The organism is Amycolatopsis orientalis DSM 40040 = KCTC 9412 (genome assembly GCF_000478275.1).
Lineage (GTDB): Bacteria > Actinomycetota > Actinomycetes > Mycobacteriales > Pseudonocardiaceae > Amycolatopsis > Amycolatopsis orientalis.
Map to the genome: position 1 here is coordinate 14,680 of NZ_ASJB01000069.1, position 11,946 is coordinate 26,625.

General features: G+C 69.1%; 13 protein-coding genes. 3 read left to right on the forward strand and 10 right to left on the reverse strand.

Translation table 11 applies throughout. The annotated features are described in order from the left end of the window. Positions 1 to 272: 272 nt before the first annotated feature. From pheT to infC, 7 genes are all read right to left on the reverse strand, one after another. Positions 273 to 2,843 carry a phenylalanine--tRNA ligase subunit beta gene (gene pheT / locus L324_RS24375; RefSeq protein WP_037313121.1) on the reverse strand — a complete coding sequence of 857 codons (2,571 nt, stop codon included), beginning with the start codon at positions 2,841 to 2,843 and terminating at the stop codon, positions 273 to 275. Next, complete coding sequence (gene pheS, locus L324_RS24380; RefSeq protein WP_037313125.1) at positions 2,844 to 3,908, reverse strand: phenylalanine--tRNA ligase subunit alpha; 1,065 nt, start codon at positions 3,906 to 3,908, stop codon at positions 2,844 to 2,846. 274 nt (positions 3,909 to 4,182) lie between these two features. Next, on the reverse strand, positions 4,183 to 5,013 hold the full coding sequence (locus L324_RS24385) for a DUF6159 family protein (protein ID WP_037313129.1): 831 nt from the start codon (positions 5,011 to 5,013) through the stop codon (positions 4,183 to 4,185). A 40-nt stretch (positions 5,014 to 5,053) separates the two neighbouring features. Next, complete coding sequence (locus L324_RS24390) at positions 5,054 to 5,896, reverse strand: TrmH family RNA methyltransferase (RefSeq protein ID WP_081736462.1); 843 nt, start codon at positions 5,894 to 5,896, stop codon at positions 5,054 to 5,056. Then, a complete protein-coding gene (gene rplT, locus L324_RS24395; RefSeq protein WP_037313135.1) occupies positions 5,893 to 6,270 on the reverse strand; it encodes a 50S ribosomal protein L20 in 378 nt (125 codons plus the stop codon). The genes L324_RS24390 and rplT overlap by 4 nt, the downstream gene beginning before the upstream one ends. A gap of 62 nt (positions 6,271 to 6,332) precedes the next feature. Beyond that, positions 6,333 to 6,527, reverse strand: coding sequence for a 50S ribosomal protein L35 (rpmI, locus tag L324_RS24400; RefSeq protein WP_007028043.1), 195 nt, complete (start codon positions 6,525 to 6,527; stop codon positions 6,333 to 6,335). Between the two features lie 70 nt (positions 6,528 to 6,597). Then, the gene (gene infC, locus L324_RS24405; RefSeq protein WP_044851966.1) at positions 6,598 to 7,173 is read right to left on the reverse strand and encodes a translation initiation factor IF-3; all 576 of its coding nucleotides are present in this window, start codon (positions 7,171 to 7,173) and stop codon (positions 6,598 to 6,600) included. Positions 7,174 to 7,440: 267 nt separating this feature from the next. Here infC and L324_RS24410 point away from each other — a divergent pair, with 267 nt between their 5' ends. The 3 genes from L324_RS24410 to L324_RS24420 all read left to right on the forward strand — a co-directional run bounded on the left by L324_RS24410 (position 7,441) and on the right by L324_RS24420 (position 9,725). Continuing rightward, the gene (locus L324_RS24410) at positions 7,441 to 7,800 is read left to right on the forward strand and encodes a DUF1844 domain-containing protein (protein ID WP_037313143.1); all 360 of its coding nucleotides are present in this window, start codon (positions 7,441 to 7,443) and stop codon (positions 7,798 to 7,800) included. Positions 7,801 to 8,094: 294 nt separating this feature from the next. After that, the gene (locus L324_RS24415; protein WP_037313146.1) at positions 8,095 to 8,733 is read left to right on the forward strand and encodes a GntR family transcriptional regulator; all 639 of its coding nucleotides are present in this window, start codon (positions 8,095 to 8,097) and stop codon (positions 8,731 to 8,733) included. Beyond that, positions 8,730 to 9,725 (forward strand): 1-aminocyclopropane-1-carboxylate deaminase, encoded by a 996-nt coding sequence (locus L324_RS24420; protein WP_037313148.1) that lies wholly within the window; start codon positions 8,730 to 8,732, stop codon positions 9,723 to 9,725. Before L324_RS24415 ends, L324_RS24420 begins: the two co-directional genes overlap by 4 nt. A 65-nt stretch (positions 9,726 to 9,790) precedes the next feature. Here L324_RS24420 and L324_RS24425 read toward each other — a convergent pair whose 3' ends face one another. The 3 genes from L324_RS24425 to L324_RS24435 are packed head-to-tail and all read right to left on the reverse strand — an operon-like array spanning position 9,791 to position 11,912. After that, positions 9,791 to 10,174 (reverse strand): RidA family protein, encoded by a 384-nt coding sequence (locus L324_RS24425; RefSeq protein WP_037313152.1) that lies wholly within the window; start codon positions 10,172 to 10,174, stop codon positions 9,791 to 9,793. After that, on the reverse strand, positions 10,171 to 10,935 hold the full coding sequence (locus L324_RS24430; protein WP_037313154.1) for an IclR family transcriptional regulator: 765 nt from the start codon (positions 10,933 to 10,935) through the stop codon (positions 10,171 to 10,173). Before L324_RS24430 ends, L324_RS24425 begins: the two co-directional genes overlap by 4 nt. Continuing rightward, positions 10,932 to 11,912: a sugar kinase gene (locus tag L324_RS24435; protein ID WP_152546983.1), complete on the reverse strand. Its 981-nt coding sequence runs from the start codon at positions 11,910 to 11,912 to the stop codon at positions 10,932 to 10,934. The genes L324_RS24430 and L324_RS24435 overlap by 4 nt, the downstream gene beginning before the upstream one ends. Positions 11,913 to 11,946 lie beyond the last annotated feature (34 nt).

Here is an 11,946-nt window from a genome sequence, read left to right on the forward strand (position 1 = left end):
GACAGTGAACGTCCCAAATCCTCCACACTCGGGGTGCACCATGACGAAGAGGTGCCCGGACCCGCAAAATGCCGACCTTGCCGGGTCCCTGACTCTGAAGGTAGGGAATGAGGCCTTCACAGGCCAGGATATACGGCCAAACAGAAAGCAATCGGACATTTCTCCCGACGGGGTCCTTTGTGGACGGTCGGGAACTTCGGATGCCGCGCGTGAAGGCCCCCTTCCCTCGGTTGAGCCGAGGGAAGGGGGCCTTCACGCGCTGGGGAGCCGGGTCAGGCTCGCAGGCTCGCGCCGAAGCGCTCACCGGCGACCGCGATGGCGGCGTCGCGGGCCTTCGTGGCCTCGTCGACGGTCAGCGTGCGGTCCGCGGCGCGGAACCGCAGCTTGTACGCCAGCGAACGCTTGCCCTCGCCCAGCTGCTCGCCCTGGTAGGAGTCGAACAGCGTGATCTCTTCGAGCAGTTCGCCCGCGCCTTCGCGCAACGCCTCGGCGAGTTCGGCCGACGGCACGCTCGCCTCGGCGACGAGCGCGACGTCGAGCAGCACCGGCGGGTAGGCCGAGATCCGCGGCGCCGGACGTCCGTCCGGGATCGGGATCGCGTCCAGGTCGAGTTCCATCGCGACGGTACGCGGCGGCAGCCCGAGCGCCTCGACGACCTTCGGGTGCAGCTCACCGGCGTATCCGACGGGCCACTGTCCCACGCGCAGCTGCGCGCACCGGCCGGGGTGCCACGGCGGCTGGTCCGCGGCCGCCGTCGTCAGCTCGACACCGGAGGCCTGCGCGACCAGCCGGGCCGCCTGTACCGCGTCGGCCCAGTTCGCCTGCTCGCCCTCGCCCCACCAGCCCGCGCGGCCACGCTGGCCCGCGAGCACGACGGCGACGTGCATCGGCTGCGGCGGGACGGCCGCCTCCAGAACCGCGAGTTCCTCGTCGGCGGGCCGCCGGTCCACGCCGAGCGAAGGCATCGGGACCGGGTTCTCCGCGGGCAGCACGACCTGTCCGATGTGGAACAGCGACACATCCTTGAAGCCGCGGGAAACGTTGCGCTGCAACATTTCCAGCAGCCCCGGGAGCAACGTGCTCGCCATCCGGTCCTTGTCCGACTCCAGCGGGTTGCGGATCTGGACGGTGCGGCGGCGGACGTCGTCTTCGGGCAGCCCGAACGAATCCCAGACCGAAGCCGAGATGAACGGGAAGGGCAGCACCTCGACGTAACCCGCCTCGGCCAGCGCACGCGCGACCGAGCGGCGACGGCGCTGCGTGTCGGTGAGGCCGCGGCCTGCCGGAGCGTCGGGCAGCACCGACGGGATGCTGTCGTACCCCTCCAGCCGGAGCACCTCCTCCACCAGGTCGGCGGGCTGCACCAGGTCACCGCGCCAGCTCGGCGGGACCGCGGTCACCAGCGCGGTGCCGTCCTCGGCCGTGCCGACGTTGACCTTGCAGCCGATCTGCGAGAGGCGCCTGACCGTGACACCGCGTTCGTAGCGCACGCCGGCGACCTGGTCGGGCAGGCTGATCGGCATGGTCACCGGCGGGTTCGGCTCCACGCCGCCCTCGTCGGTGCGGCCGGGCAGGATCGAGCCGTCGCCGTACTGGCGCAGCAGGCGGGCGGCGAATTCGACGGCCACCGCGCACAGCTGCGGGTCGGTGAACCGCTCGAACCGCTTGGCCGCCTCGGAGAACAGCTTGTGACGGCGGGCCGTCCTGCTGATCGACGACGGATCCCAGTGCGCGGCCTCGAGCAGGACGTCGGTGCTTTCGGGGGTGATCTCGGTCGACGCGCCACCCATCGTGCCCGCCAGCGAGATGACGCCGGTGTCGTCGGCGATCACCACGTCGTCCGCGTCGAGGGTGCGCTCGACATCGTCCAAAGTGGTCAGTTTCTCGCCCGGCTTCGCCTTGCGCACCACCAGATCGCCCTTGACCGACGCGGTCGCGAAGGCGTGCAGCGGATGCCCGAGTTCGAGCATCACGTAGTTGGTCACGTCGACCGCGAGCGAGATCGAGCGGATCCCCGCCAGCATCAGCCGGCGCCGCATCCACCACGGCGTCGGCGCGGTCGCGTCGAGGTCCTTGACCCGGCGCAGCACGAACCGGCGGCAGCCCTCGGTGTCCTCGATGTGCACCGGCCAGGCGTCGGTCTCGGCCTCGGGGACGTCGATGGACGCCGGGTCGCCGAACGGGACGTCGAGCGCGTTGGACAGTTCACGGGCCAGGCCGCGGACCGACAACGTGTAGCCGCGGTCCGGGGTCTGCGTGACCTCGATGACGGTGTCGTCGAGGCCCAGCAGCCGGTTCGCGTCCTCGCCGGGGGTGGCGGTGCTCGGCGGCAGCACCAGGATGCCGGAGTGGTCGTCACCGATGCCGAGTTCGCGCGCGGAGCAGATCATGCCGTCGCTGAGCCGGCCGTAGGTCTTGCGCGAACCGATCTCGAAGCCGCCGGGCAGCACGGTGCCGGGCAGCGCGACGACCACCAGGTCGCCCTCGGCGAAGTTCGTGGCGCCACAGATGATCCCGCGGGTCTTGATCCCCGTCGGGCCGTCGTCCTCGAAGGGGCCTTCGTCATCGTCGTCGTCATCCGCGTCGACGTTCTCGTCGGGCTTGTCGGTGCCTTCGTCGGACTCGCCGACGTCGACCCGGCAGAACCGGACCGGCTTCTTGAACTCGGTCAGCTCCTCGATCTCGGCCACGCGGCCCACGACGAGCGGGCCGGTGACCGGTTCGAGCTTGCGGACGTCGTCGACCTCGATGCCGATGCGCACGAAGGCGTCGGCCAGATCCTGGGGGGTGACCTCCTCGTCGACGTCGAGGTGTTCGGTCAGCCAGCTGGCTGGGACCTTCACTCAGGCCTCCGTTCCGAAGGGCAGGGTGAACCTGATGTCGCCCTCCACCATGTCGCGCATGTCCGGGATTCCGTTGCGGAACTGCAGCGTGCGCTCGATACCCATGCCGAAGGCGAAGCCCGAGTAGACCTCGGGGTCGACGCCGCAGGCACGCAGGACGTTGGGGTTGACCATGCCGCAGCCGCCCCATTCGACCCAGCCGGCGCCGCCCTTCTTCTCCTCGAACCAGACGTCGACCTCGGCCGACGGCTCGGTGAAGGGGAAGAAGTGCGGGCGAAGGCGGGTCTTCGAGCTTTCGCCGAACATCGCGCGGGCGAAGGCGTCGAGGGTGCCCTTGAGGTGCGCCATCGTCAGGCCCTTGTCCACCGCGAGTCCCTCGACCTGCGAGAACACCGGGGTGTGCGTGGCGTCGAGTTCGTCGGTCCGGTAGGTGCGGCCGGGGCAGACGACGTACACGGGAAGGTCGCGGTGCAGCAGCGTGCGGGCCTGTACCGGCGAGGTGTGCGTGCGCAGCACCAGGCCGGAGCCCTCCTCACCGAGATAGAAGGTGTCCTGCAGCTGGCGCGCGGGATGGTCCTTGCCGAAGTTCAGCGCGTCGAAGTTGAACCACTCGGCCTCGAGTTCCGGACCGTCGGCGACCTCGTAGCCCATCGCGACGAAGGCGTCGGCGATCCGCTCCGACAGGGTCGCGATCGGGTGCCGGGCACCACGGGGCACCCGGTCCCACGGCAGCGTGACGTCGACGGTCTCCTCGCGGAGCACCTTTTCGTCACGCTCGACCTGGAGCACGGCACGGCGTGCGTCGAAAGCGGCCTGGATGCTCTGGCGCGCTTCGTTGACCCGCTTCCCCGCGTCGGCCTTCTCCTGCTTCGGCAGGGCGCCGATCTCGCGGCGCGCGAGAAGCAGCGGAGACTGGTCCCCGAGGTGGGCGGGTTTGACCGCCGCCAGCGCGTCGAGATCCGCCGCGGCGGCGAACTCCGTTTCGGCCCGCTTGACGGCGGCCGTCAACGTTTCCGGCGCGAGCGCTCCCGCCTGGGGATCCTGCTTGTCGTTGGCTTCGGACATAACTCCTCGGCGTCCGCTGGGACTGGTCCGGTGCACGCGAGCGCACACATGGGTTTAGCAGCTGCTGAATTCTATGGGACAGCGAACAGTGGCCCCCGATCACCCTCGGGCTGGGCACACCGTCACCCGGGAGTGCGAAATACGCGCGTTACGCCGTAAACAAGGTGCTGGAACGAACACCGCGTTCCATGAGGGCTCCCCTGTGTCGTGATCCGAAAGGCGTAGTGCCCACGACTCTACGTGGTCGCGCCCCGGGAGGCCATCGCATTCCCGCTCAGCGTCCGGCGAAGGCGCCCTCGAAGTCCACCTTGCCGAACTCCTCAGGGACGATCCCGTCCGCGGCGTAGCGGTACAGAGCGGTCTGATAGATCCCGGCCAGCGTCGTGCAGACGATGGACACCAAGAACCCCCACACGAGTGAAAGGCCGACGGCGACGAAGATCGTGATGGTGCCGCCGAGCAGGAAGGCCGCGCCCATGATGACCGTGAATCCGGCCAGCGACAGCAGAAAGCCGACCAACCCGATACCGAACCTTCCGGCGGCCTGCTCGCCCCAGGTCCGTTTGAGCAGCTCCGCCGAGCGCTTGGCCCCGTGCCGGACACCGGCGTCCTCGATCATCATCACCGGCAGGACGAGGTAGGTGATCAGGTTCCACGCCGCGCCGATCAGCCCGCTGACGAAATAGCCGACGAACGCGAAACGGCGCTCGATCTCGCGGAGGATCAGGGAAACCGTCGCCGTCACCGCCGCCCAGCCCAGCAGGGGCAGCCATCGGCGCCCCGCTTCGGCCAGACCGGCGGCCACCCGCGGGTCGTCACCACGAAGAGCGACGTCGGCCTGCGAGATGAGCGCGGCGTTGAAGAACACCGTGACGAACGCGGCCGCGAGGTAGAACAGGCCGAGCATCACGTACGAACCCGGCGTCAGCCGGGAGTGCTCGGCGATCTCGGCGTGGGAGATCCAGTAGCCCGAGCCGAGGAACACCGCGGCGACCAGCAGCCCGGCGACGGCCGCGAGCACCGGGAAGACGGCGAGTTCCTTGCGGGACCGCAGAACTCGCCAAGAAGCACCGAACAAGGCGAAAGAACGGGCGATACGCCCCATGATTCCCCCAGTGAATCATCGGAAATGGTGGAGGGGCAGCCTAGCGAGCCGTCCGCGACGCCATCGCGTTGGTGTACACGCAGATCGCCGCGGCCGTGGCGAGGTTCAGGCTTTCCGCCCGGCCGTACATCGGAATCCTGACCGCGAGGTCGACGGCGTCGAGCACCGTCCCCGGCAGGCCGTGCGCCTCGTTGCCGAAAACCCAGGCGACGGGCTGGTCGAAGGTCACCTGATCGAGTTCGGTGTCGGCGTAACCGTGTGCGCCGAAAGTGCGGAGACCGGCGGCGGAGCAGGCCTTCAAGGCCGCGTCGACGTCCCGGATCCGTGTGATGGCGGGGTGGAACAGGCTGCCGGCGGCCGCGCGGACGCATTTGCCGTTGTGCGGATCGACGCTGTCGCCCGCGAGGACGACCGCGTCCGCGCCGGCGGCGTCCGCGACCCGGATCACGGTGCCCGCGTTGCCGGGGTCCGCGACGTCGACGAGGACGACGACGAGCTTCGCGCCCGGCTTCAGGACAGTCTCTTGTGGACGGTCGACGAGCGCGCAGACCGCGACGATGCCCTGCGGCGTCACGGTCTCGGACAGCCCCTCGGCGGCGCGGTCGGAGATCGGCGAGACGGGGACACCGGCCTCGTGCGCGGTGACGAGCAGGCGTTCGTGCTGCCCGGCGGCGCGTTCGGTGACGAACAGCTCGTGCACCGTGCCGCCGTCTTCGAGGGCGTGGGTGAGCGCGGCTTCGACCGCGTTCGCGCCCTCGGCGAGGAACCGCCCGGTCTTCTCGCGTTCCGCCCGGCGGGTGAGCTTGCGCGCAGCAACAACCCGGGGCGTCCGTTCGGTGAACGGAGCCGCCCCGGGTTGCGGAAGAGCGCGGTGGCCGGTCAGGCCGACTTCTTCTCTTCGGTGTTCACGTTGGCCTTGGCCAGCTCGGCCAGCGCGGCGAACGCGGCGGCGTCGTTGACGGCGAGGTCCGCGAGGATCTTGCGGTCGACCTCGACACCCGCGGTCTTGAGACCCTGGATGAAGCGGTTGTAGGTGACGCCGTTGGCGCGAGCGGCCGCGTTGATACGGGTGATCCACAGCTGGCGGAAGTCACCCTTGCGGGCACGGCGGTCCCGGTAGGCGTAGTTCAGCGAGTGAAGCGTCTGCTCCTTCGCCTTGCGGTACAGCCGCGAACGCTGGCCGCGGTAGCCGCTGGCGAGCTCGAGAGTCGCGCGACGCTTCTTCTGGGCGTTGACAGCCCTCTTGACGCGTGCCACTGGGTCCATCCTGTCGATCTGGGGGCGCGCTGGCGCGCCCGGCGTTTACAAAGTGCGGGGTGTCAGCGGCCGAGAAGGCGCTTGACGCGGCCGACGTCGTTCTTGGCGATCTCGGTCGTGCCTTCGAGGCGACGGGTGAGCCTGTTGGACTTCTTCTCCATCAGGTGGCGGCGGCCGGCCTTCTGGCGGCGCAGCTTGCCCGAACCCGTGACGCGAACTCGCTTCGACGTCCCGCTGTGCGTCTTCATCTTCGGCATTACGTTGTCCTCTTTCGTGCGGCGGCACACCGGTGATTTCCGGTGTGCCGCTGACATGTGCTGGTCGGCGCTACGCGTCGGCGGGCGGCTCTGGCGAGTCGTCCTTGGCCGGCTTCGCGGCCTTGATCGGCTTCACGTTCTTGTGCGGGGCCAGCACCATGATCATGTTGCGACCGTCCTGCTTCGGCGACGACTCGACGAAACCGAGCTCGGTCACCTCGTCGGCGAGCTTCTGCAGCAACCGGAACCCGAGTTCCGGCCGGGACTGCTCGCGACCGCGGAACATGATCGTGACCTTGACCTTGTTGCCTGCCGCCAGAAAGCGCGACACGTGACCCTTCTTGGTCTCGTAGTCGTGCTGGTCGATCTTCGGCCGCAGCTTCTGCTCTTTGATGACGGTGAGCTGCTGGTTGCGGCGGGACTCGCGGGCCTTCTGCGCACTCTCGTACTTGAACTTGCCGAAGTCCATGAGCTTGCATACGGGCGGGCGTGCCTGCGGAGCAACCTCGACGAGGTCGAGATCGTTCTCCTGTGCCAGCCGCAGCGCATCTTCGATCCGGACGATGCCGACCTGTTCACCGGCGGGTCCGACGAGGCGGACCTCCGGTACCCGGATTCGGTCGTTGATGCGTGTCTCGGAGCTGATGGGGCCTCCCTGGTTCGAGGTAAATTCTTCTACCGTTTCGACCTGGTGCCCACATACCTAAGGCCCCGGTACCGTGCGGTACGCGGGGCCCACTCTTCCGATCGTGTTCGATCTCCAGAATCGAACACACCGCCTCGACGCCCGAAATCGTCTTGGCGAGACCGGACCCGGACACCTGGTGTTGCGGCGGTGACACGGGTGGGAGCGGGGCTCCACTTGCCGCCCCCGATCGCTCGGGGGCTGGTCGCTCGTGGAAGGGTACCAGACGTGTCAGATGAACCCGTTCAGCAACCCCCGTATTCCCCGGACGTCCGCGACCTGGAGGACATCCCGAGCGTCGAGGTGATCAGCAGGGCGGCCGTCATGCTGCTCTCCGCCGGCGCCGAACGGCTCGGCCTCGCCGACGAGGACCCGGCCAACTCTCCGCACCGCGACCTCGACGAGGCCCGTCGCCTGATCACCGCCCTCGCCGGGCTGGTCACCGCGTCGGCAGAGTACCTCGGCCTGCACGCGGGCCCGTTGCGCGACGGGCTGCAGTCGCTGCAGAAGGCGTTCCGCGAGGCTTCGGCCGTGCCGGACGCCCCCGGGCAGGGACCGGGCGAGAAGTACACGGGACCCGTTTACTAGCGGACCGGGCAGCCCCCGTGCCATGAAGGGGCCTTTCCTCTCATCCCATGCGGCGAAGGGCGCTTTCCTCGCATGAGATGAGAGGAAAGGCCCCTTCAGCCCCCGTCGCATCCCAGACCACGGTCCGTGAAGGCCCGACTCCAGGCCAAGGCGTGTTCTGAACGGGACTTTCATTGCGAAATTTGCAATGAAAGTCCCGTTCATGGCGTTTGCCGGGCGGCGAGGTGGGCCCCGCACGACGCCCCGCGCTTGTCATCCCTTCAGTTGACAGCTAACATTTCAGATGTGAGTGGGTTGGCGAAGGTGCCGAGGTCCCTCCTCAGGGACGAGGCCTACGAGAACATCCGCCGGGCGATCATCGACGGGACGCTGCCGCCGGGGACGAACCTGCGCGACGGCGATCTGGCCGATCAGCTGGGTCTCTCCCGCGCGCCGGTGCGCCAGGCGCTGCTGCGCCTCGTCGAGGACGGCCTCGTGGAGTCGAAGCCCCAGAGCTACACGCGGGTGGCGGGGTTCGTCCCCGACGACGTCCGTGACGCCCTGCAGCTGGTCCGCACCCTGCACGAGTTCGCGGTCCGGGCCGGCGCGCCCCGGATGGGCGCGACCGAGGTCGCGGTGATGCGCGCGGCCAACACCCGGTTCGCCGAAGCGATCGCCGCCGGGGACATCGCGGCCGCGATCGCCGCCGACGACGAACTCCACGACGTCCCGGTGAACGCCGCGCGCAACCGGGCGGTCGCCGCGACCTTGGCTCGCTACACCCCGCTGCTCCGGCGTCTCGAATACGCCCGTTTCGGCTCGCTGCCCGCACACCGGTCGGTCCAGCGTCATACGGAGCTGATCGACGCCATCGAAGCCGGGGACGCCGACGCGGCCTGCTCGATCACCGCCACGATCTGGACCGAACTCGAAGCCCTCCTGGAGACGTCATGACCCTCGCCGATTTCCCGCGCTACCCGCTGCTGTTCGGCCCCTCCCCCGTGCACCCGCTCGACCGACTCACCGCCCACCTCGGTGGCGCGAAGGTCTGGGCGAAACGCGAGGACGTCAACTCGGGTATCGCGTTCGGCGGCAACAAGACCCGGAAGCTCGAATACCTGGTCGCCGACGCGCTCGCCGCCGGGGCGGACACGCTGATCTCGATCGGCGGCGTCCAGTCCAACCACACCCGCCAGGTCGCCGCGGCCGCCGCGCGGGCCGGGCTGAAGGCCGTGCTGGTCCAGGAGAGCTGGGTGGACTGGAACGACCCGCTCTACGACAGGGTCGGCAACATCCAGCTCTCGCGCATCCTCGGCGCCGACATCCGGATGGTCGAAGCAGGGTTCGGCGTCGGCTTCAAGGAGAGCTGGGAGAACGCGGTCAAGGAGATCGAGGCCTCCGGCGGCAAGCCGTACGCGATCCCGGCGGGCGGATCGGACCACCGCCTCGGCGGGCTCGGTTTCGCGAACTGGATGGTCGAACTCGAAGCACAGGAGGCCGAACTCGGCGTCTTCTTCGACACGGTGGTCGTCTGCTCGGTCACCGGCAGCACCCAGGCCGGGATGGTCGCCGGGGCGGCGCTTTCCGGGAAGCCGCGGCGGATCCTCGGCATCGACGGTTCGGCGAAACCGGCCGAGACCCGCGACCAGATCACCCGTATCGCCCGCGCGACCGCGGAGCTGATCGGCGCCGGCGAGATCGGCGAGGTCGAACTGGACGAGCGCTATCACGCGGGGATCTACGGCATCCCGGACGAGTCCACTTTGGACGCCATCCGGACGCTGGCGCGGCTGGAGGGCGTGCTCACCGATCCGGTGTACGAGGGCAAGTCGATGGCCGGTCTGATCGACCTCGTTTCGCGCGGGGAGATCGCGAAGGACTCGAACGTCCTCTTCGCGCACCTGGGCGGGCAGCCCGCGCTCAACGGGTACACGAGCGTGCTCTGACCGCTGCCATGAAAGGTCCTTTCCTTGCGAAATTTGCAAGGAAAGGACCTTTCATGGCGCGTGGATCAGTCCGTCACGGCCAGGACGTCGATCTCCACCAGCAGCCCGGCAGGCAGGCCGACGTAGACGGTGGTGCGGGCCGGGTGCGGCGCTTCGCCGATCAGCTTGTTGTAGACCTCGTTGAACGCGCCGAAGTGGTCGACGTCGGTCAGGTACACGCGCACCATCATCGCGTCGGCCAGGCTCGAACCGGCGGCCTCGAGCACCGCTTCGATGTTCTTGAACGTCTGCTCGGTCTGCTCGCCGACGGTCTCGCCGACGATGGCGCCGGTGGCCGGGTCGAAGGCGACCTGGCCGGCCACCTGCAGGATGTTGCCCTTGCGGACCGCCTGCGAGAACGCGGCCACCGGCGTCGGCGCGTTCTCCGTGCTGATCGCGGTCTTGCTCATTCCAACTTCCCCTTTCGGTTCCCCGTCCATCCACTGTGGACGGAAGCTTCCTCGGCCGCGGCGAGCAGCTCGGGTACGAGCGCCATCAGGCCGTCGTAGTCGAGCAGTACCTTCGGCACCGAGACCGACACGGCGGCCAGCACCACGCCGCCCGGGCCGCGGACCGGCGCGGCGACGCAGTGGATGAAGTCCTCGTGTTCGGCGTTGTCCACCGCGTAGCCGCGGTCGGCGACGAGATCCAGTTCGGTCTCGTAGGCCGACGGCGTGGTGATCGTGTTCGGCGTGCGTGTGAAGAAGTCGATCCTCGACACCACGTCGGCCCGCTTCTCCGGCGTCATCGCCGCGACGAGCACCTTGCCGACGGCGGTGCAGTGCAGCGGGGCGCGTTTGCCGATGCGGGAGTACATCCGCACCGAATGCCTGCCTTCGAACTTGTCGATGTAGACGACCTCTCCGTCCTCATAGGACGCGAGGTGCACGGTGTGCCCGGTCCGCGCGTTGAGCCCGGCGAGCGCGGATTGCGCGGTGCGGCGGACGTCGCGGTCCTCCAGCGCCTGCTGGGCGAGGTCGAAGAGAGCACTGCCCAGCCGGTAGTACCGCTGGCCTTCCCTGCGCACGAAGTGGTGCGTCTCCAGGGTGCGCAGCAATCGCAGCACAGTCGACTTGTGCACGCCGATCTCCTCGGCGAGCTGGTCGAGTGTCTTCGGCTCGCGGGCGAGCCCGCTCAGCAGGGTGAGCGCCCGGTCCAGGCTCTGACTCATCCGCTCACCAATCCCTTGTCCGTCAGCTTCGCCGCCGCCCATGCTGCCTCATCCGCGGCGAGGAGTGTTTCGACGACGGATTCCGGGAGCGGAGTCCCCACGTCGTCGTGGGTCAGCAGGGTGGCCGCGGCCTGCAGATGACCGCGGCGGAGCCGGGTCGCGGGGTCGTCACCGCGCAGGGTGGCGGCGAGGAAACCGGCCGCGAACGCGTCACCGGCGCCGACCGGCTCCACGACTTCGACCTGGAGCGCGGGTGAGAACAGGGGTGGCTCGTCGCCGTCGACGAGCGTCACCCCGCGGGCCCCGTGCTTGACGACCAGCGTCTTCGGCCCGGGCACCGCGGCACGCAGCCGTTCCGGGTCGCCGGTCCCCCACACCCGCTCGGCCTCGTCCTCGCCCGCCAGCACGATGTCGGCGCGGGCGGCCAGTCCGGCCAGCACAGACGGATCGCGTCCGGTCCACAGCGCGGGCCGGAAGTTCACGTCGAACGACACCAGCGTGTCGCCCCGCGGTCGTTCCATCAGGGCCCGCACCAGGTCGAGACAGCCGTCCGACAGCGCGGGGGTGATCCCGGACAGGTGGATGACGCGCACCCCGTCGAGGTCGAGTTTCCCCAGCAGCCCGGCGTCCATCCCGGACGCGGCGGACCCTTTGCGGTAGTAGCGCACGGGGCTGCCGTCCGCTCCGCTCTCCTTGATGTACAGCCCGGTCGGGCGCGTCGGATCGACCACGACCGCGCTGACGTCCACCCCCGCTTCACCGATCTCCCGCACCAGCGCGCGGCCGAACGGATCGTCGCCGACGGCACTCACCCACGCACTGGCGAAACCCAGTGCCGGGAGATGACAGGCGACGTTCGATTCGGCTCCGCCGATGGTCCGCACCCACTTCCGTACCTCGTCGGGCGGCCCGGATTCGGCCGGTACGAACAAGGCCATCGACTCCCCGATGCACAACACGTCGGGCGCGCTCGTCACTTTCCGCGTCTCCTCGTTGTCACTGTCGTCACCC

Excerpts from the sequence above, each read along its gene's own strand:
- pheS (WP_037313125.1), bottom strand. The coding sequence starts at position 3,908 with ATGTCCGAAGCCAACGACAAGCAGGATCCCCAGGCGGGAGCGCTCGCG.
- L324_RS24385 (WP_037313129.1), bottom strand. The coding sequence starts at position 5,013 with ATGGGGCGTATCGCCCGTTCTTTCGCCTTGTTCGGTGCTTCTTGGCGA.
- rpmI (WP_007028043.1), bottom strand. The coding sequence starts at position 6,527 with ATGCCGAAGATGAAGACGCACAGCGGGACGTCGAAGCGAGTTCGCGTC.
- L324_RS24420 (WP_037313148.1), top strand. The coding sequence starts at position 8,730 with ATGACCCTCGCCGATTTCCCGCGCTACCCGCTGCTGTTCGGCCCCTCC.
- L324_RS24425 (WP_037313152.1), bottom strand. The coding sequence starts at position 10,174 with ATGAGCAAGACCGCGATCAGCACGGAGAACGCGCCGACGCCGGTGGCC.
- L324_RS24430 (WP_037313154.1), bottom strand. The coding sequence starts at position 10,935 with ATGAGTCAGAGCCTGGACCGGGCGCTCACCCTGCTGAGCGGGCTCGCC.